Source organism: Rhodococcus sp. 14-2483-1-2 (assembly GCF_002259405.1).
Classification (GTDB): Bacteria; Actinomycetota; Actinomycetes; order Mycobacteriales; family Mycobacteriaceae; genus Rhodococcoides.
The window spans coordinates 119,405-139,475 of record NZ_NPFW01000020.1; the positions used below are offsets into that span (position 1 = coordinate 119,405).

General features: G+C 54.1%; 14 protein-coding genes. 6 read left to right on the forward strand and 8 right to left on the reverse strand.

Annotated features, from left to right (window positions below):
- Positions 1 to 168: 168 nt before the first annotated feature.
- From CH295_RS18010 to CH295_RS27530, 3 genes are all read left to right on the forward strand, one after another.
- Positions 169 to 2,436: a DNA cytosine methyltransferase gene (locus tag CH295_RS18010; RefSeq protein ID WP_170945957.1), complete on the forward strand. Its 2,268-nt coding sequence runs from the start codon at positions 169 to 171 to the stop codon at positions 2,434 to 2,436.
- A gap of 867 nt (positions 2,437 to 3,303) precedes the next feature.
- On the forward strand, positions 3,304 to 4,434 hold the full coding sequence (locus tag CH295_RS28440; protein ID WP_288143193.1) for an AAA family ATPase: 1,131 nt from the start codon (positions 3,304 to 3,306) through the stop codon (positions 4,432 to 4,434).
- Positions 4,431 to 6,425, forward strand: coding sequence for a hypothetical protein (locus tag CH295_RS27530; RefSeq protein WP_141217049.1), 1,995 nt, complete (start codon positions 4,431 to 4,433; stop codon positions 6,423 to 6,425). The genes CH295_RS28440 and CH295_RS27530 overlap by 4 nt, the downstream gene beginning before the upstream one ends.
- 424 nt (positions 6,426 to 6,849) lie before the next feature.
- On the opposite strand, the gene CH295_RS18020 is transcribed toward CH295_RS27530, so the two are convergent.
- Entirely contained in the window at positions 6,850 to 7,641 is a 792-nt protein-coding gene (locus CH295_RS18020; RefSeq protein ID WP_094741497.1) for a PIN-like domain-containing protein, read from the reverse strand.
- A 78-nt stretch (positions 7,642 to 7,719) separates the two neighbouring features.
- A complete protein-coding gene (locus tag CH295_RS18025) occupies positions 7,720 to 9,336 on the reverse strand; it encodes a DUF262 domain-containing protein (RefSeq protein WP_094741498.1) in 1,617 nt (538 codons plus the stop codon).
- A gap of 463 nt (positions 9,337 to 9,799) precedes the next feature.
- Here CH295_RS18025 and CH295_RS18030 point away from each other — a divergent pair, with 463 nt between their 5' ends.
- Positions 9,800 to 10,090 carry a type 2 periplasmic-binding domain-containing protein gene (locus CH295_RS18030; RefSeq protein ID WP_252342092.1) on the forward strand — a complete coding sequence of 97 codons (291 nt, stop codon included), beginning with the start codon at positions 9,800 to 9,802 and terminating at the stop codon, positions 10,088 to 10,090.
- 37 nt (positions 10,091 to 10,127) lie between these two features.
- On the opposite strand, the gene CH295_RS18035 is transcribed toward CH295_RS18030, so the two are convergent.
- The 6 genes from CH295_RS18035 to CH295_RS27535 all read right to left on the reverse strand — a co-directional run bounded on the left by CH295_RS18035 (position 10,128) and on the right by CH295_RS27535 (position 17,285).
- Entirely contained in the window at positions 10,128 to 10,949 is an 822-nt protein-coding gene (locus CH295_RS18035; RefSeq protein WP_094741499.1) for an ABC transporter permease, read from the reverse strand.
- The gene (locus tag CH295_RS18040) at positions 10,949 to 11,773 is read right to left on the reverse strand and encodes an ABC transporter permease (RefSeq protein WP_094741500.1); all 825 of its coding nucleotides are present in this window, start codon (positions 11,771 to 11,773) and stop codon (positions 10,949 to 10,951) included. The genes CH295_RS18035 and CH295_RS18040 overlap by 1 nt, the downstream gene beginning before the upstream one ends.
- Positions 11,770 to 12,579 carry an ABC transporter ATP-binding protein gene (locus CH295_RS18045; RefSeq protein ID WP_094741501.1) on the reverse strand — a complete coding sequence of 270 codons (810 nt, stop codon included), beginning with the start codon at positions 12,577 to 12,579 and terminating at the stop codon, positions 11,770 to 11,772. Before CH295_RS18045 ends, CH295_RS18040 begins: the two co-directional genes overlap by 4 nt.
- A 31-nt stretch (positions 12,580 to 12,610) precedes the next feature.
- Positions 12,611 to 13,627 carry an ABC transporter substrate-binding protein gene (locus CH295_RS18050; RefSeq protein ID WP_094741502.1) on the reverse strand — a complete coding sequence of 339 codons (1,017 nt, stop codon included), beginning with the start codon at positions 13,625 to 13,627 and terminating at the stop codon, positions 12,611 to 12,613.
- Between the two features lie 175 nt (positions 13,628 to 13,802).
- Positions 13,803 to 14,228 carry an amidase family protein gene (locus CH295_RS18055; protein WP_141217050.1) on the reverse strand — a complete coding sequence of 142 codons (426 nt, stop codon included), beginning with the start codon at positions 14,226 to 14,228 and terminating at the stop codon, positions 13,803 to 13,805.
- A 150-nt stretch (positions 14,229 to 14,378) separates the two neighbouring features.
- Complete coding sequence (locus CH295_RS27535; protein WP_141217051.1) at positions 14,379 to 17,285, reverse strand: hypothetical protein; 2,907 nt, start codon at positions 17,283 to 17,285, stop codon at positions 14,379 to 14,381.
- A gap of 1,146 nt (positions 17,286 to 18,431) precedes the next feature.
- Between CH295_RS27535 and CH295_RS27540 the strand changes: the two genes are divergently transcribed.
- Both CH295_RS27540 and CH295_RS27860 read left to right on the forward strand, forming a co-directional pair.
- The gene (locus CH295_RS27540; RefSeq protein WP_141217052.1) at positions 18,432 to 18,977 is read left to right on the forward strand and encodes a hypothetical protein; all 546 of its coding nucleotides are present in this window, start codon (positions 18,432 to 18,434) and stop codon (positions 18,975 to 18,977) included.
- Positions 18,978 to 19,623: 646 nt separating this feature from the next.
- The gene (locus CH295_RS27860; RefSeq protein ID WP_170945958.1) at positions 19,624 to 19,791 is read left to right on the forward strand and encodes a hypothetical protein; all 168 of its coding nucleotides are present in this window, start codon (positions 19,624 to 19,626) and stop codon (positions 19,789 to 19,791) included.
- The last annotated feature ends 280 nt before the right edge of the window (positions 19,792 to 20,071 follow it).

A 20,071-nucleotide genomic window follows, 5' to 3' on the forward strand; every position in this document is an offset into this window, starting at 1 on the left:
TTACTGGACAGGCGACAGCGCGTGATGAACACGAGGTAGGCGACGTCTGTAAAAGCGCAGGTCGACGACCTGTCGGACTCCTGTACTACAGTCAAGCCCAACCACATGGTCGACTCGCTCCGGCGCGTCTATCAGTCCGCAACCTAGTACGAACGTAGGATGAGCACGGTGACAGCACTCAACCTTTCTGCGACTCCTGGCACGCCCGTGCATGCAGAGTTTCGCCGCCGAGGTGCAAGCTACCAAAAGTCGTACCCTGAGGCGACCCAGGTACTCGTTATCGACTTCTTCGCTGGCGCGGGCGGGATGTCCTGTGGCTTCCAATCGACACGGCAGAGTGCTCTTCAGTTTAACCACATAGGTGCAATCGACATCGATCAGCGAGCGTTGGACACGCTCAGTCTCAATCTAAGCATTCCTACTTTCAATCGCGATGTACGGGATCTGGCTGCCGATCCATCGTTGTTGTCGCGTTTGATGCCGCAACTTGCTACTCGCTCTAAAGATACACCTTTAGTCTTTGTTGGATGCCCGCCATGCCAAGGTTTCAGCGCCCATCGGAAGAAGGACCCACGCAACGATCCGAGGAACGACCTGGTTGCCGCTTTCGCGAAAATATGCGTTGATCATCTTCCTGATTTGGTTGTAATCGAAAACGTACCGGAGATGATTTCCGGAAAATACCGAGAATATTTCGATAGAGCAAAATCCATATTTGAGGGTGCCGGATACAAAGTGCACGGAGAGGTTCTTGATCTCGCATTGTATGGAGTGCCCCAGCGCCGTAGGCGCGCCGTGGTGGTCGCGACCCGAAGCACTGATGCCTTCGTCATGCCCTCTCCAATTCAAACTCAACAAGAAATGCGTACAGTTCGCGACGCAATTGCACACCTACCTCAGCTCGACTCAGGAGAGACGGACACGCACGATCCATGGCATAGGGCACCAAAGCACACACCGCGCATTCTTGACCGTATCCAAAAGATTCCCCACGACGGTGGCGACATGCGAGATCTGTCAGAGGTCGACCAGCTCGCGTGCCACCTTGAAATGCGAACATCCGCGACGCAGGGCTTCTCCGATGTCTACGGCCGACTTCGATGGGATGCACCTGCCATTACTATTACTGCAAAGAGCAGCACGCCCTCATGTGGCCGGTTTCTACACCCTGAACAGGATCGCAATATCTCTGTTCGAGAGGCCGCAATACTTCAGGGATTTCCGCAAAATTATATGTTCTCGGGCCCATTCACCAATCAGTACAGGCAAATCGGCGAAGCTGTGCCACCAATGTTTGCGCGGGCGTTAGCTTATGCAGTTTTGAACTTCCTAAAACCAGTCTCTAAAACGCTCCTGACTGTGAAGGATAATATCAATGCGGCTAGCGTTAGGGATCAGAGTGTAGAGGAAGACGCGAGGGCTAGATCGTCTAAACCGCTGGCAATCGATCTCTTCTGCGGCGCAGGTGGGCTTTCTCTCGGTCTTCACGCCTCGGGTTTTCACACCGCTCTCGCGGCGGATCTAGATCCAGACGCAGTATCGACCTATCGTACGAATGTTGGACTCGCGGAAGTTCTTGACCTGAGAGAAGACGAAATCGTTCGACTTGCCGATAACGCCGTTGGAGATCGGCCGTTCATCGTGGCGGGGGGACCTCCATGCCAGGGATTCTCTCAGCAACGGAGAGGTGACAACGACGATATCCGCAATGAACTTGTAAAGCGCCATGGTGAAATTGCGTTATCGCTAGCGCAACGGCCACGAGCGGTAGTGTTGGAGAACGTCGCTTACCTGGACAGTCCAAGGGGAAAGCAGTCGCTTGAATACTATCTAAAACTAATGTCAGCGAACCGTTTTACAACATTTAGATACGATGTCAACTCCGCTAACTTTGGCACGGCGCAAACTAGACTAAGGCTTGTTCTGATATCGATAGACGAGGAGTTTGTCTCCAGCTTCAAAGGTCTAAAGCCGCTTAGCTCAAATAGGTGGCCCACAATTGGTGAAGAATTGGCAGGATTATCTCAGAAGCCCACGGGGCTTCGTAACCATGTGGCCTCCAATGAAAACCAGCTCAATGTTCGCCGGATGTCTTTCGTGGATATGGGCAAGGGTCGGACTGCAATCCCTGAGGAATTTCAATTAAACTGTCATCGCAATTACGATGGACACCTAGATGTCTTTGGCAGGTTGGATTGGTATGGGCAAGCACGGACGCTTACAGGTGGCTTCGATAGCGCCAGTCGAGGTGAACACGTACACCCTTTCCGAAACCGCTCCATCACCGCACGCGAGGCCGCCCGGCTGCAAGGCTTTCCAGACAGCTTCCTGTTCTCCGGAACCAAGGCCGCTGTCAGAAAACAGATTGGAAATGCGGTACCACCTACGCTTGGGCACGCCATCGGTTCGTCTCTTCGGCCGGTGTTAGCACAATGACGGCTGAAAGCCTGCTCAGACTAAATTATTATCCTCGGAACGCGTTCCGGCGAACTGCTCTAGAGACGGCACAGCGAATCGCAGCACTGATTGTTGAAATCCAGAATCAAAGTGGTAGCACCGGGAACTCATCGGAGAGGAAGGACGAAACCTTTAATGATGCGCGCCTACTTTGGAGGGTAGTAAAAGGACCGCGTATCAGTGCCGAGGTAACCTCAATCGGTGAACGCTACCTTAAATTCTACAACCAGAATCCTACGGCCGCGTATGAGTGGTTAGCCATTCGCAGCGGGTGGCTGTATTCAATGCCTAACGCATCGAGCGGAGATTTCAGCTCCACAGCCAAGGCTCTTGGCGTCAAAGTCAATCTGCTGGATCTGTTGGTTCGCACTCTTGATCTCTTGACTAGGGACTCTCAGTCAAGAAGTGTTCTTACGTACGCCGAGTATGTAACTGTCCTCAGCCGCGATAGTGCGTGGAACTGGAATCCGTACGGAATATACGACCAAGTGACGCATTTGAGGCAAAACCCCGAAAAACTAGTCAAAATTTCGTCCTCAGGGTTTTTGGGCGCTGAGCCGGAGTTGTCGCTGACTCGAGAGGCTTTAAATACTCCGCTGAGGAAATTTGCGATACAGTGCGGGTTGTTTGAGCATGTCGGATCACCCGATCACTTAGAGTCGCCAGATAGCGGTTTATCATTATCCAGAAGGTTAAGTTACGACAAAAATCTGCGTAACATGTACGAGCATATTTTGAAGTATCCAAGACATGACCTTGAGGAAAGTAGCGCTCCAGATGTCGAGTTATAGCGAGAAGGCGTTTCCGGATCTACCATGGGTGCCTCAGCCTGAACAGCAAGCCAACATGTCGGAGTCCTTGTTATGGACACAAGAATTTGCTGGCCATTGCCTTCGGTCTGCTGATGTAGAGAAAATAGCTCAACGGTGTAAAGAACTAATTTCTAACAGTTCGCTCCACTTCGATAACTTGGATGAGTTGCTCGATAGTTGTATTAGCGCGCTACTGGTCGGAAATCTAGTTCTCCAGGGTCCCCCTGGAACCGGGAAGACGACTCTAGCTCGTATCTTGTCAAGCGCTTTCGACACTATTGCGTATGAGACTACCGCTACGAGCGAATGGTCGACTTACGACGTAGTGGGCGGTTTAGCTCCAAACGTAAGTGGTGGCTTAGAGCCTGCTCACGGTGCGTATACACGAGCTGCGATCGCATGCGCTGATGTCGTTCGGACGGAGACGTCCACGCAACACGATCATCAAGCAGTGTGGTTACTGATTGACGAGTTCAATCGCGCTGATATAGACAAAGCAATAGGGTCTCTATACACCCTACTTTCTTCGACGGACCCCGATCACTTGTCCAAGACACCCTTGGAGTTGTGGTTTGAGCGCGATCCAGATGCTCGACGGCTCTGGGTGCCAGCGAGGTTCCGAATAATCGGGACAATGAACGATCTTGACACAAATTATGTGAATTCTATTTCGCAAGGGTTAAAGAGACGCTTCTCCTTTGTGACAATTCCAGCAGCGGCTCCAGACCAGAGCCCTGCAGGTGCGGTGGGGCCCGAAGTGGCCCTTGCATACGATCAGGCTATTGAATGGTACGACCGTTGCTACGTTACTGGGAAGGGACCCACCTCTGTAATTGGATTCGCTGGGGAAGCGACAGAGCATGCTCAGGTTATGCAATTACAAGTTCAAAATGTCGTGGCGAAACTACGCCGAGGCAGCAGCGAAGTTCGTGGTTGGCCGGTCGGAAGTGCCCAGGTTGTCGATGTCATGAAGTATTTGGTTCTTGGCGGAACCGAAAAAGATATGTCCGCCCGTCTAGATGCGGCTGTCGCAGAACGACTCGTAGCTCAGTTCGAGAATCTGTCAGAAGTGCAATTAGATGCATTTCTAAAGATCCTTGAAGATTCCGGCTTGCCGAAGTCAGTTCGGGCGCTGCAGCACATCTACAACCCCTATGCGCTGTGACGCTGATCAGCGATTCTGAGGCCGGCGAGAGCGCCGTTGAATTGGTTTCCGGGGGCTGGTTCACTGTCGAGAGCCGGATTGCAGCAGTGCGTTACTGCGCGCCCGTGTTAAACCAATTTTTCTCTGCTGACTCGGCAACATTAGTAGATAGCGAGATTTTTGGTAAGCCGTCCGCGGCGATCAATGAAGATGAGTTTTATGGAATAGAGTTTCGCGTCGCGATAGCGGCTGCGCGAAGACTAATTGGAATTGTAAGCGTAGTGGCTCAAAAGTGTAGTTTCAAATATGGCCTTATAAAGTCCGAGCAGCGTGGATACCTGTCGGCGCGCGTAGACCTGCCAAGGTGGGCTCGTTCGCGAGCACACGCAGGCGACGGCCCGCCTGCGTACCCAGTCCACGTGGTAAGTCGGTTTGGCGTCACACCCGAGAACGTTCTCGTGTATTGGGCCTTGCGTTGGATGCGTATCGAATTGAGTAAGTTGGCGATCAAGAGTGGGGCACTAGCTAGTTCAACCGAGCGAAAGTACGCTGAACAGCTCGATGTGCGACTTCGCAGACTCCAATCGATGCACCCCCTCACTGATTGTCGTGCGGAGCTGGCCGGTATCCGCAATCAAGTCCACATCGAGGGGTTAATATCCGCTTCTCGTCGTCGAGTGCGTCGTCGAGAAGTTCCCAATGTCGAAGCTTATACGGAGTTTCTGGACTGGTTTTCTCAATCCCTCCAAAAAGGTATAACCCTAGAACCGGGCGAAATAAAGTGGTCTTTCTACGATCACAAATTTGATCGTCGGCTATTTGAAATCTGGTGTTTGTCATCCATTAAAGATGCATTGGTTCGTGATCTTGCTGTTGATGGCGTTAGTCTGTCGAGTTCTTGGAAGAATGGCGGCCTTGCATACGAGATCAGGCATTTCGGGGGGTCTGTATCAATATTTTTTCAACGTGCTATCGAGAGCGTAAGCACAGACAAGAGCCCGCGTTGGATTCGGCAGACTGGCAGAAGCCTTACCGGTATACCGGACATCGTGCTTCAAGTGACATCTGCAAGCAGAGCTAGGTCTACTATTCTCGTTGATCCGAAGCTTCGTCAGCGATCAGGTCTTCCGGGCGAAGAGATTCACAAGATGATTGGCTATCTAGATAATTACGAGCTAAGTCCCAGAACCGCAATATTGGTGCTTTATGCGCCGGACGGGGACTATCGCATTGATCGATTGGTAGACTCAAGAAGTACTCCGCCGGGTCAAATTTCTGTTGTCCGCGTTGACCCTCGTGACCCTGAGGGATCTTCCGCTGGGTTCCGGGAGATTTCGATGGCCGTGCTCAATTTTCTAAACCTAGAACCAATACCCCTAACTTCGGTTTCCTATACTGGCAGTGACGGATCATTCGATCCTGAAAGTACGGCCGAGGAGCGAGCCGCAGCGGCGGTGCAACAGCTTCTGCAGCTAGGTCGGTCGTCACAAATTGACATAAATGGCGGCCTTACGTTTATGGAGATTGTACTTGGTGCCGATAGCTGGGCCTGTCTTTCGGCTGAGCTCCAAACAGTACTTGCGACTGCGTTCGTTGTCGGAAATTCTTTGCAAGAGGGAGATGATTTTTCTGGGCCAGTTCTTGGAATGTGTTCGGCTCTTGAACATTGGCTGGGCAGATTTTGTAATGAGATCACCGGAGGGTCAGCGACGTATACTATGCTCGGTCAACTGGTCGCCCTTGTGGATTGTGCCGCGTGGGGAAGCGGATTCCGGAAGAGTGCTGGTAGCCCTGAGCATCAGGCTTCGGCTTACTTCGCGTCTTGGTTGAGTAACGAGCGTGGCGATGAAATAAAGGCCCTAATACCAGGTTGGCGAAAGATGAATCGCGAACTGCGTCGACCTTCTGCTCATTACGGTTTGGTTGGCAAGTCGCTTTGGAAAAATACATTAAGTGATTTAGTCGTCAATGGTACGTTATCCCGTTCTTTCAAGTGCCTGGTAGCAGAGTAGCAATCGTCTTATAGAAAGTGTGTGTGAACTGGCGGACACATATCTTCGGTAGGCTAAATGCACTTGAGTGCAGTTTTTACATGAATCGAAGTTTCGACTGCTTGCCATTGTAATTGTGCATATTCGAAAGTGATGTCGTGTTCTTGCGTCAGTCTCGGTATTATATTTCGGGTGCTATGGAATAATTTCCGCGCATAGTTTTTGGTACATGCTGATCTCCGCACTAAAGGCACGCACCGACCCTCTGGCCACAATGATGGAGGTTGAGCGTGGCTTCTCGTGGGGTCGTATGGCGTAACGAGAGCGTGGATTGGACACAAGGGTTCAAGCGCGAGAGGGTCCCTACGCTGCGACCGCGCGGAAGCGGCCATCGCCTACGCCTTGGACAGATATCTTTGATCATCCAAAGAGTGTCTGCAAAATCCTAGGTGCTAAGTTCGTTCACGTAGTTCTGGAAATCAGGTACTGTCCAGAGGACAAACGGAGTTCCCGTCACGGAGGTTGCCTCCGAGGCTAGTATTGGGTGGGCCACTCCGTTTCGCGACCAGTCGGTCTTCACGTCATTCGTGACGAATACAGTTGCCGTGCTTGTGGAAGTGTCAATGGTGGCAAGGGAATACAAGAAGTCGGCCCACACGAAAAAGTCCCCGTGGTTAGTTGAATGGTCTCTGAACCCCGGTGGAGTTTTTGTTTCTTTTCTTATCTGGGAGAGACTGTAGAAGTGAGATCGGGGAACGAATTGACATGTCGCTACGTCGAGCAGAGCTTCGAGGGTCGTAGCAAATGTTTCGTGGGAAGCCGGGTCTACCCAGTCTTTGTGTTCAATAAGAAGGTTCTCCACCGCGTCCTGCACCGCCTGCCCTGCGGCTCCCAAGGCTTGGTGTATCCCGGTTGTCTCGTTCTGCAGATTGGCAAATGCCTTACTAATTTTCTTGGCTTGCGGCTCGACGGCTGCTAACGAGTTGTTCCATAACTCCTGCACGCATTGGCCCGGCAAGACTACTGGTCCATTATGGATTGTCCGCAGGTAGTCAATCGCGTCGGCCCCCTTGGTGCCGTTAAGTCCGACTCTGAATATCGCATTCGTATCAAACCCAATTGCAAAGTTGGTGCCAGAGGTTATTTTAAATGATTCACTTTTTTGAATTGCATTATACAAATGACTCATGAAATCGGCGTCGTGGTTTCTGTTCAACACGTTCCAGACTAGAGTCATCGCTTCGTTGTGTAGTATGTCGGTAGGGCTTGTCAACTTTCCTGCCTTTTCGTGGTTTTTCGGCGATGATTGTGCTTGCTAAACGGTGTACCAGATGCTTGCGGCCTCATCGGCCAGCAAATCGCCAACCTCGGTAATCGAGTCTATGTTCCATGCTTTGTATTCATCGAGCGTGCGTGTCCATTCGCCATCGGCGGCTAGTGGTAAAAGGTGCTTTTTGAACCCAGCCCAGGTCGAGCTGTTCTGCGGACGTCGTTCCTCATCGGCGAGGAAGCTATTCCCGATAGTCGACGACCAATAAGTTGCGCGGTCTTCGTCGTCGCTGCTCCATTCGGCACTGCGAGGTTTTATTAGGAAAAGATAGCCGTCTGGTTTGGGCGTTATTGTTTGTTGCAAAATGGACCGTCGAATGACTGTTAGAAGCTTCTTATTCATGGACCGCCGTTGTATTTGCGACCTGAATTCCTCTCGATCGTGGTTCAGATCTGACAATGACTCTAGCGCCGGTTCCCATACGCCCTCTTGTGCCACACGGTGCGCCGCCTGTCCGAATCTTCGCTCGACATTTCCCGTGCCTAGGTTGCCAACTACTATTCGTCGAACCACGAGTCGGAGTAGTTCTCGCATCCCTTCGACGGCATTTGGCGTAGACAGTAGCGCTAAAAGCAAAGGGCGAATAGATAGAACGTTTAGACTGTTAAAGACTGAAAACACAGCTAACTGGTCCTGGGTGACAGGCCCTGAGGCGGTAGGGTCCGTCATTTGGAGGTATGCGGGTAAGGACTCTTGGAGAAGCTCTATGAGAGCGGCTGGCGTTAAGACTGGCTTTGATCCGCTACGTCCGGCAAGTGCGTCGTACAAGTCTCTAGGCAGTACATGACCTTCGCGCGTGGTAACGGCGTGTCTAATGAACTGCACGAATGTGGTCGGTGCGCCACTGTCGAAGGAAGCAGCTAGGCGTTGCCACTCGTGATAACGATCATTTTTTTGGTTTTCGGGTGTCTGGCTCAAAATGAAGCTCTTGAGAAGATCTGCTGTTGTTAGTTCTTTACCTCTCGTGTTTACGACCTCAAATACGCGGTATGCTGAAGACGGATCTGGGTGGACGAAGCTGGCTAAGTACAGTTTATTGGTTAGGAAATCTGCCCAAATTCCAAGTCGTTTGAATGGATCTGGTCGCAGATTCTCCTCGACTCGTTTTGTGAGCAGACGATATGCAGAAGTTAGGTGAGCGGAAATTGATTCGTCATTGATATCGGGGCTTTCGATGTCTGACGCAGGTCTAAGAAGTATTTGCTGAAGTGTCCGATCGTCTTTTTCGGCGGATAGTTTCAAACGCGGTAGTTCCTCGTCTGATGCGAAGTCGATCGATTTCAGGAAAGTGGATTGTAGACGATCGGCGAGTGCTCGTCGTTTATTTTTCTTAGCTTCGTGATATAGCGCAGCAGCTAGAAGTGTAATGGTTAGTAGTCGCTGTTGGCCGTCTACGATATCTTTCTCTGGTCCGTCACCAGTTAGGATTATGAGGCCAAGGAAGTATGTGTCCTCCAGTAGCGCGCCGGATAGGTCATCGAAAAACTCACTAATTTCGTCGCGTTCCCAGGCGTACTCTCTCTGGAATTGAGGCACCGAAAAACGGCCGCCTGATAGTAACGCTCCGGCGGTATTGGAAGATGCGTTGAGCGGGGTCTCCATGCTGAGATCCTAACTGCATCGCCGGCCTTTGGGTGGGAACTGGCCCCACGGCCGTTCTCCTCTTGGACCTGCGAAACAGTTGGTTCCGTCTTTCAAGGTGCAGCGGCCGCGTTAGGCTGTGTGGACTCAGGTGAACGGCGGTAAGTCTTGGATAAGTTGGACGCAAACATGATGTGTTGCGTGTCAGGTCGTATCGGCGGGCGACAACGGTAGTTGAGGGGGCAACCGAACGTCCAAGCACAAATGAGGCGCACGAACACCGTTACGTGCTCACCGACTTCACACAACGTGACATCGACGGCAGCGGGGTGTGCTTCGAGAACGCGCCGTAGGAGCTCGTGAGATGCACCGGCTCTGGTCACCAGTTTGACTCTGGTACCGGCGGCTCGTGCTCGCTGCCGTTGCGACGGTGCAGCGAGCGCTGCCGCGGCGTCCCTCAGGAGCACGGCACCGGCAGCAGTGAGTGCGACTCCGCGACATTCCGATCCAGGAGAGCGACGCCGAGCCGGCGCTCTATCCGAAGGGGCCCGGGCCTGAGGTGCGCGCTCAATCGCAGATTGCCCAACTGGTCGCGCAGGGTCAGGCGCTGCTGGTGATTCCGGCGTCGAGTCGGGCGTGGCAGTGGCCCGAGCATGTGGCGGTGCCTGTGTCCGATGCGCCGATGATCACGACGGTCATTGAGTGGCCGGCCGGAGTCCGATCGCCAGCGGTATCGGCATTGGTCCGGTCGGCCGTAGGGATAGCGTTCGAGTAACGGGCCGCAGCGCTCGACGTCCGCCGATCTATTGCGGTTACCGACCGCCGTATTTCGAGGTGATACGACTTTCCAGCCACTGCAGGGCAATCGTGGGTGGCAGTGCCATCACCAGGATCAGCACAACCGTGCCCATGATGTTCTCCATCCGGACCAGGCTGACGTTGCGGAGCAGTTCGTATCCGATGCCACTGGACGACGAGAACATCTCGGCCAGAAGCAGTCCCAGGAACGCCAAGCCGAAGGTCATCCGCATACCGGTTGCCAATGCCGGCAGCACCGCGGGAATGACGATCTGACGGATCAACCTGGGCCAGCTCACCTGCAGTGACGCCGCCATCTTCAGGTGAATTCTCTGGACCGATGCTGTGGCCTCGACTGCGACGAGGAACATCGGGATGAAGGCGGCATAGAAGGAGAACCCGAACCGGCTCAATGCGCCGATTCCGAGGAACGACAGGAAGATCGGGTACAGCACGATCTTCGGAATGCTGTTGATCGAGTACACGATCGGGGCGATGGTTCGGGTCCAGAACGGACTCAGTCCCAGCGTAAGGCCCAGCAGCGAACCGACGACCGTGCTGGCCAGAAACGCGAGCATGAGGATGCGCAGCGAGTCACCGACATTGGCGCGGAAGTCTGCCTTGCCCAGGTCCTCGACGAGTGAGGCCATGGCCTCGGCAGGCGTCGGGAAGATGAGACTGTCGACCAGAACCGCCGCGACCCACCAGATCAAGACTGCCACGACGGCCACGACCAGAGGAGGGAGGAACCGTCGGGCGTTGGTACGGCCTGCGGACGAGGTGACCTTTGGGGGAGCGGTGGGTGTGGTGGCTACTCTGTCCAAGGTGCTGCTCATCAGCGGCGCCTCCAATCGAATCGGTTGAGCGCGAGCGAGATCAGCGAGGTCGAGAGCAAGGCGATCAGTGCCACGATGAGGATCCCGGCGTACATGTCGGCGATGTCGAACCCGTCGTAGGCAATGGAGATGAAGTGGCCCAGACCCTGCGTCGACAGGATGAACTCACTGGCCAACACCGAGATGACGGCGTACGAGAGCCCCAGCTTGAGTCCGGTCACGATGCTCGGCAGCGCATACGGAAGTAGAACCGATCGGAAGTACTGCCACCGCGTGAGCATCAGTGTGGTGCCGAGCTTGGTGACGATCGGCGATACCGAGTTGAAACCGGTGCGTGCGTTCAACGCCACCACACCGAAGGCGAAGATCGTGGACAGAATGGCGATCGGAGCCACACCGGCACCGAACAGCACCACCATGATGGGGTACAGCGCGAACGTCGGGACGGCATAGTAGACGTTGAGGTACGGCTGAAACGCTCTGTCCCACAGCTCGTACCGCCATAGAACGTAGGCGTCGGCGACACCGAGTACGGAGCTGAGCACGAACGCGAGGACGATGATGCCCAGCGTTCGGCCCAACTCGTCGATCAGGAAGTCAGGGTCGGTCAGAAGACCCAGTGACGTCGAGATCATGTCGGTCACCGGAACGATGTCCAGCGGTGAGGCGAAGAACCGTGCCGAGATGTCGATGGCTACCAGTGCCGCGACGAGGATGAGCACGGTCCATCCCCATGCGGGGAGACCGAGTTGTCTGGAGGGGGCAGGCCGGATGTATCCGGGGACCACGGATGCGCGCGTGCGCTCGCGCGTGGGGGCACTCATGGTTCGATGCTCATCGTCTTCTTGGCCTCGTCCCGCAGCCGCGACCAGATACGTTCGTGCAGAGCGACAGCGTCGGGACTGGCCAGGACGTCCTCGGACCGTGGGCGAGGAAGATCGATGTCCACCTCGTCGATGAATCGGCCGGGCCGCGCACTCATCACCAGCACGCGATCGGACAGCAGTACCGCTTCCTGGATGCTGTGGGTGATGAACAGGACTCCGCACGTGAGCTTTTCGACGATCTTGAGTAGCTCGTACGACATGACCAACCGCGTCTGCTCGTCAAGTGCGCCGAACGGCTCGTCCGCGAGAATGAGGTCGGGCTCCATGGACAGGCAGCGCGCGATCGCCACCCGCTGGCGCATACCGCCGGACAGCTGGGTGGGGTAGTGGTCGCCGAACTTGCTCAGTCCCACAGTGTTGAGCAGCTCGTCGGCGCGGGACCGACGTTCCTTCTTACCGACGCCGCGGACTTCGAGAGCGAACGCGACGTTGTCGCGGACGGTCCGCCAGGGCAGCGTCGCCGATTCCTGGAAGATCACTGCTGTCTTGGACCGAGGGCCGGTCAGTGGTTGGCCGTCGACATACACGGTGCCGCCGTCGTGATCCTGTAGGCCGGCGAACACTTCGAGGAGAGTGGACTTACCGCAGCCACTGGGTCCGACGACGGAGACGAATTCGCCTCGACCGATGGACAAGTCGATCTCGTGGAGGGCGGTCACATCACCGAAGCGCCGCGACACCGACGATGAGACGGCGATGGCAGAGGTGGTGTCGGGGCGGGGTCGAGTCGCTGCGTGGGTCACGTCGATACCTTCTGGTGGTGGGAAAATGCTGTCAGGAGTCGCAGTCGCCGGGGACATCGTTCTCGACTCCTTCGGCGAGGAACTCCGGGTCGAACAGAGTGCAGAAATTGGGTACGCGATTGCTCCCCGACGCTTCCACGCCGTCCTGGGCGGATTCGACGGACGCTGTGTCGAATCCGCCGCCCCACGTGCCGACCGAGGACGCGCGTTCGACCACTGCGTTGGCCGACTCGACGTCGAATCCCGTGTATGCCGCGTAGATCTCGGCAGCCGCAACAGGATCGGCCTCGATCGACGCGACCGCCTCGGTGTAGCCGGCGTTGATGGCTCGTACGACGCCGGGGTTGCTCGCGGCGTAGTCCTTGGTCGTGGTGATCGTCGACTGCAAGAACCGTGACATGTAGTCGGGGCTGCTCACGATCAGCTTGAAGTCCTCGGGTCGCTGCTCGGCGACGATGGAGGGAACGAGGGCGATATCGACGTTGCCGGCTTCGAGCAGTGCGAAGCCTTCGCCGATTCCGCCGGAGGCAACCCGCTCGATCTGGCTCGGGTCGACGCCCGCGAGTGAGGGAATGAGGCGGGTGAGGGCGTCGGAGGCCGAGTTGGGGCGGGTGTAGGCCCACCGGCGGACGTCCTCGATGGAGTTGATGTTGGGGTTCGAGGCGAGCGCGTAGAAATTCATCGGGTACGGCCCCTGAGTGCCACCGCCGACGATGCGCAGCTCGGAGCCGGCCGCGTCCGCCTGGACGATCGACGGGTAGCTGACTTCACCGATGGGGATGTTGCCGTCGAGCAGTGTGCGCATGGTCGCGCTGCCGCCCTTGCCCGGGACGATGTTCTCCACGATCACACCGTGCTTCTCGAACAGTCCCTGCTGCTGGGCGACAAGCCAAGGGATGCTGTAGATTTCGGCCGCTGCCGAGACGGTGACGTCGATCGTGACCGGGTTGGCGGGGTCCGCGTCGGGACCGGGATCGGATCCACAGGCCACCAATGCAGTGGACAGCGTCAGTGCTGCCATGATGGACGTGGCTCGGCGTAAATGCATCTGCGTCCTCGCTGGATGATCGGCGTAGCGCTTACCGAAGTGGGAGTGGCGGCTGTCGCACGAGCACTCATGGTGAGACGTACATAACAACTGTGTTCAACCTAAACATAAGATGTTTAGGGCGTCAAGACGGCCTCGTTGGGCATTGAAGGCGTAAATGAGTCGCGCTGCTCGGCTAAAGATCTGATGTATGTGGCGGTACTGTCCGATGCCAGGCGGTCACGGACTGGTAGTGCTCACCCAGGGCGGAAAGTGCGCCCTCACGGCGCAATACAGCCGTCAGTTGAGCTCCCACCGGCATGCCCGAGGGCGGGTGGAAGCCGACCGGCAGGGCCAGCGTCGGACCGTCGTGCAGAGACCACGGGTACGTGAATTGTCCCATCCGGCGCGAGAGCGCGACCACGTCGTCACCCCCGTCCCTCGGGGGAACGTCGACAGGCATGGCCGGGGTCAACACCACGTCGACCGTCGAGAACGTGGTGGCCATGGCCTCGCGGAATCGGTCTCGGTCGATGAGTGCACGGGCGCGGTCGGCCTCGGAGATGCTCAGTCCCAACGCGATTCGCTCACGGGTAGCGGGTTGGGAGCCTACAACCTTCAACCAGTCGAGGGCTGCGAGATCGACTGAAACTTACCCACACTGTGGATCTGGAACGCGGTGGCCCGACTATCGGGGACCTGCTAGCCGAGTTCTTTAGAAAAAGACGCAAAAAAGCCCGGTCCATCGGTAAAACGGTAAGGGCGCAACAAACTATGTCTCGCCTTCAATTCTATGAATGGGGTTCTCTTCGTAAGTTTCAGTCAACAAGACCGAAACATCAAAATTGGTATCACGTTGATACAGCACCGATGCGATTGCTACTCGAATGCACCACAAAGTTGAGTCCAAATGTAGAGCGACATGGCGAAATTGGTCCGATGAGACGTTAGCTCTAAACGAGGCTCCGGCAGACCAGTCGGTTGGGAGTATCAAAAAACTAGCGTCTGGTTCTCCAACTTGCAAAACTTTGAAGCTTCCGGGCTCGTCCAGAAGTAACTGAAGTTCATGAGTGCCAGAAATTTCAGTCAACCTCAACGGTCTAATGGGGTTAAGGGACCTCGACACGATCGTGTTAGCGAGAGGCAGCTTGGGGACCCCTTCCCCACTCCAAATGTTCAGTAGGTTGATCTCAGTTCTGCTTCTAGGGCGGGCTGCGAACTCATCCAAGCCGATAGCCGCGTCACGAAGGGGGCTCGGAATATTGGTTGAACGGAGGGATGCCAGTACGCCCCATGCTGTTGCAGCCTCCTCAATGGATCGTCCTAGGTTGCGTTGAATCCTGAACTTCGTCAATGCAACATATTTCCCGTCCATGCTTGAGGCTATAGCCAGCGTAGCGGTCAACCATCGCAAACCTTGTGGATGATGAACGGGGTGGTCTAGCAGTTGAAGCGCGTGATCGAACAGTAGGTCAAGATATCTTGGAGTATTATTTGCAACATTGTCTGCGACTAGTTCCAAAGCAATGCTGCTGCCTGCAGGTGAAAGCAGATCCACGTCTGAGATCGCTTGAGTTTCCCTTATTGCCTCAATTGCCGGTCCCCTTAATTCCTGTCGATTTGAGAAGATGCTGCCCACCGCAAGAAGCGCGATATTTTGCCAATCGGGATGGTTGCATATAAGTCGTATACGGCGGATGATTATGTCGCCGTCGCCGGACGCAATTGATCTAGCTACTAAGTACTCACGTAGACTTCGAAGCTCAAATCCCACCGAATCTGTTGCCATTGGGACAAGGAATACCAGACGTTCCAGTGTGGCACGAACAATTTCGGCCGCCAAATCGCGCGCAACATGGACGGGTTGGCCTTCTGACAGCAAGCGGTCGTATGTTATTGATTTGATAACCGTACGCGGGATCGATGCCACCGAACGCGTTGAATCGTTGGAAGCAAATTCGATCCAGCGTGCAGCTGCTTCGTGCACATAGTTAATATCATGCTTGTATTGACCCAAAAGGTGCCCAACGCTGCCGGTCTTATTGGACTCGCGCTTGTACAGAGTCTCGTAGAAGAGATTGAAAAGTTCCCATCGGGACTGTGGAACTCTCGCAGAGTCTTCACAAATTAGTGTGAGTATTGTGGTTTGCAGCGGAGTGCTGAGCAATCGGGAAGTGTGCTTGGACTCGCTAGCGGTATGGAACCGTCGTAGGATCTCGGAAGCAAACACGGGATCGTTTCCGTGTCGCAGGTATATCAAACGACGCGCATACGAGATGCTCACAGGTTTAGTAAGCGGACATAGGGTAACTTGCTGCATACTAAGACGTGAAAGTTCATTGTTGTAGCCCTGAGGCCTACTCGTGACTATTATGTATAAGTCTAAATTGTGACTCCGCGCATCGTCCTCAAGTTGATTAATCGAGGTCGCTACCTTTTCCCTCGCGTCTGATGACACGACTTCGTCAAGGCCGTCAAATATAAAGACGGAAGGCCAGTGTTTCAGCCAGCTCAAGAGTTGCGTTGGTGTGACATCAAATATTGCCCGTTCGGATATCAATGTGGCGCACCACTTAATCAAATGCGTCCAAGTCGGATCGCCGTTTGTTTCGGCGTATTTTGCTAGATCAACTCTGAACGGCCACCTTCTGTTAGTCGGTAGGGGTATTTGTTCAGAACGAAAGAACTCTATTTCTTTACTAAATTTTGAGTTCTCAACCCGCATTGACGGCTCAATGTCGTTTGCAAATGATAATCGATAGGCCAATGTAATGAGTTGACTTATTGTGGTCTTGCCTTGTCCGGGCCCGCCAAATATTAAAAGATGCGTACAGCCGGTTGGCATCTCGGCAGCGGCATCTTTCCTCTTGATGAATCGCTGATTTCCTGTTTCAATCGCCAATTTTGCTGCCTCGGAGCTTCCATGACCGTTCAGAAAATCTACTTTCAGGTCAATCGCAATCTGGTGAATTAGAATGCGTCCATGCTCGGGATCGCCAGACTCACCTAGACGTATGGCCTGGTCCTCGGCCAAGGAATTTCGCGCGTGTTGTATTAAAATTAGCCCAACGTCGACGATTCTGACTTCGGGTAGTGTGAGATGTAAGCGTGCCAAAAGGTCGCCTGGAGTGATCAATCCGGCGTACGCGCCGCGAATGGCAGGAGAAGAATCCAGAATTCTGCACAACTTGTCGTAGTGCCACACGCCAATAGATTTTATCGGCTTGTGCTCGATCAATTTGGACAAAAATTCAGTCATTCGGTCTAGAGTGCCACTGGTGGCCGGAGTAAGTTTCACGTTTGTGATGAAAAGTATGTTTTGGAATTTAAACCTTCGATTTTGAACTGGAGCTTCAGAAAGCACTATGCTTTCATCGTGCCGATTGGTTTTCTCCCACGCTGCAATCTCGTTGGAGATATGTTTCTTCAACCAACGGAAATCCGATTGATGTGAGACAGGCCGTTGTAGAAATTTAGCCTGGAAGACGGTGACTTCAGACCACGAGCGTGTTTGACCGTCATCGTCCCATACGAACTCGCCGTGGAAGGTCGCGTCACGGCCGCCGTCCGGTCCATCACCGTAAACTTCTACATTAGGACCGACTTGTGCCAGTAGCATGGCCTGGGTCAGGTGCTCGAAATCTCTGGGACCAAGTCGTTCTAGCGCATAGTCTGCCACGCCGGTAGTATGCACCATCGAGTCCAGGCTCGTTGGTCGAATGCGGCTGCGGTAGGTACGAATGTGCGTTAAGTGACCAGGAGGGAGATGATTGTTTGTCGTTCTCTGCAGAGTTCTGCGCCTGCAGTATGGCGGCGCTAAGAGGGTAGGTGGGAGCCGGTGGCGCGTCACAGTGACTAGTCGAATCACGCGATAATCGTTTGACATCAGTCAGTTGGTTCTGAGAACCGGTTTGATAGACAGGTAAAGATTTGGGGAATTGATGTGACAGCCGACTACGACTACCTCCGTGGGTTAGCCAACGTATATCGAGGTGGTACAGATTCGAGCCGTTGGTACGCTGCCGAAGGCCAATACTTGGATCTTCGACTCCAAGTGTACATGGGGGCCGAACGATTCCGGGCCGTCGGTTCGTACGCAAAAGGAACTTCAGTAGTTTTCTCGGACCCTGACTATTTGGTTTGTTTCGATCAAGAACGGTACCGTCATCGAAAAGAAATAGTCCAAGAATTGCTCCCCATGATTGAAGTTAGGTTCCCTAGCTATGTTGCGGTGGATAGTGGTTTGAAGATCGAATTGAGATCAGCAAATTTCTCAGTCAATATCATTCCGGCACGAGTTAGCGACGGAGCGATATTGATGGGGAGTGAGCAGGACGATCTTTCTTGCCAATTTGATGACAGTTTCTTAGAGTGTTGCGGGGACTTAGATAGTCGACAGAGCGAGGTGCTTGTTGTGGCCTCAAGAGTCATCCGGCTTTGGAGTATGCAGTTAAGTATGTCCTTGAACTCATTCTTGCTGGAACAGGAGTTAGTCGAGTGTTTCTATCGCAACCCCAACTGTAGCGCTCTGGAAGCTTTGAGCTTGACGATTCAGAGGGTCGCCACCGCGCCGCTCGAATACTTGGATCCTTGGAACGGTATAAATGTGGATCGCATAGTAATACCCTGTAGTCATGTGCTCAGGTGGAATGGCCCTCAGGGCATCCGCAACGTGGACGACTCGGCGCGCTTCATCAAGGCTGCGGCCGATGCGGCAGAGCGCGGAGATCACTTTACGTCGGCCTCGCACTTAACCAGGTTACTAGGTTTTTGCTAGTCTGCAGGTTGCTATCATCGGCGGTCCATTGGCGGTAGGCTACACCGCATGATGGAACTAAGTGCCGCAGAACGGACGCAGTTGTCGAGCGCTATGGGATGTGTCGAAAGCGATTTGGATGCTCAGCTTGGAAAGGTGTCCAAGGCGTCGGAGGAAGAATATGTTCGAATGATGCTTGGGCAGCGCGTATTCACTAGAGGTTCCGACATCAGAGTGTTCAGACTTTTTCTTCTTGTACGCCACGTCTACGAGGGTGCGATTCCTTCGCCTGGGCAAGTGAGTGCGGTTTTTCAGACAACTACATCGGAGAGTCGGTCGCTTTTGCGTGCCGTTCGGGCAAAGTACCAGTATGAGTTGTTCGAGGCCATCAATAGTTCTTTAAGAGTCGTGGTCGGGAGTTCCGTCGAATCGGCTGATGGTGACGGTTCGCGAACGTTCCAATGTGAGTCGGAGGATCTGATCGAAGCGCTCAATGAACGAGTTGCACGGCATGATGGTTCGTTGTCCCGCGTGTCGAAAGTGCCTGGCTCCGCTGCCGCCTACTCCATGCGTAAATCGACGTACTCGAAACTTGTCAACGAGATTTTGATATGAGTAATATTTCGAACTTGCTTGCCGCGTCCGGCTTATTCGTCGCGTCGATTAGTTTAGTATTTTCTAGTTGGTATGGTGAACTAAGCGATACGATACGTCTTCGTGCGGAAATAAATCCTCAGGACAGGAAAGAGCAAACAGCTAAAGTTCGTAACGTCCTTCTTTGTCGAGTTCTACCCCTCCTCGTCGCAGTTTCTGGGATCAGTCTTATTTTGTTGCCAACAATCGTAGAAATTGTGGGTCAGTTCTTCGTATTAGGCACTGCTGGATTCTATGATCCGCTCAAAGCGATTATGTTTCTGACTTGGGTGTTTACAATATTTCTGACGGCCGTAATCGGAAATTTGGGTTTCGGACTGATTAAAATGATCAGGAGGCTCCGCGCCTGATTTTTGATTCATTACCCCTGACGCAAGCGACGTATTTGTTTCGATAGAATTACAATGTGATTAATTGCCCTCATTCCAACTACAGCAGACCTTCACGTCGATGGTGTAGTACGACCGGCATGGTCATCCGCTGCGCTGGGATCGCTCGCCGAAGTTGGTTGGATTGATATTTGCTGTCTATGTTGGGTAGTGCGTAGGAAAGCAGTAGCGATCGAAAATCCTGTCACCGCGTGAGCATAAGCGTGGTGCCGAAATTCGTGACGATTGGCGCGTTGAATCCGCTGCAGGCATTGACCGGCACCACACCGAACGCGGAGACGGTGGACAGGTGGGCGATGGGAGTGACGCCTGCACCGAAGAGCACCACCATGATGCGGTCGACAGCGAACGTCGGCAGGGTGTTGTTGACGTTGAGATTCGACTGAAAAGCTTAGTCTCACAGGTCGTACCGTCACAGCATGTATGCGGCAGCGACGCCGAGCGCGGAGCTGAGCACGAACGCGAGAGGATGATGTGTAGTGTTCTGCCCAGAGCGTCGACCAGGAATTCTGGATCGGTGAGCGGGCCCACCGCCGTGAAGAACATATCGGACACCGGCACGATGTTCAGCGGGGAGGCGAAGAACCTGGCCAAGATGTCGATGGCCACCAATTAGGCGACGACGATGGTGCTGGTCGAGCCCCATGCAGGCAGGCCGAGTTGGGT

Bases quoted from the DNA above. Each gene is read 5' to 3' on its own strand.
- CH295_RS28440 (WP_288143193.1), top strand. From the start codon at position 3,304: ATGTCGGAGTCCTTGTTATGGACACAAGAATTTGCTGGCCATTGCCTT.
- CH295_RS18020 (WP_094741497.1), bottom strand. From the start codon at position 7,641: ATGACTCTAGTCTGGAACGTGTTGAACAGAAACCACGACGCCGATTTC.
- CH295_RS18025 (WP_094741498.1), bottom strand. From the start codon at position 9,336: ATGGAGACCCCGCTCAACGCATCTTCCAATACCGCCGGAGCGTTACTA.
- CH295_RS18035 (WP_094741499.1), bottom strand. From the start codon at position 10,949: ATGAGCAGCACCTTGGACAGAGTAGCCACCACACCCACCGCTCCCCCA.
- CH295_RS18040 (WP_094741500.1), bottom strand. From the start codon at position 11,773: ATGAGTGCCCCCACGCGCGAGCGCACGCGCGCATCCGTGGTCCCCGGA.
- CH295_RS18050 (WP_094741502.1), bottom strand. From the start codon at position 13,627: ATGCATTTACGCCGAGCCACGTCCATCATGGCAGCACTGACGCTGTCC.
- CH295_RS27540 (WP_141217052.1), top strand. From the start codon at position 18,432: ATGATGGAACTAAGTGCCGCAGAACGGACGCAGTTGTCGAGCGCTATG.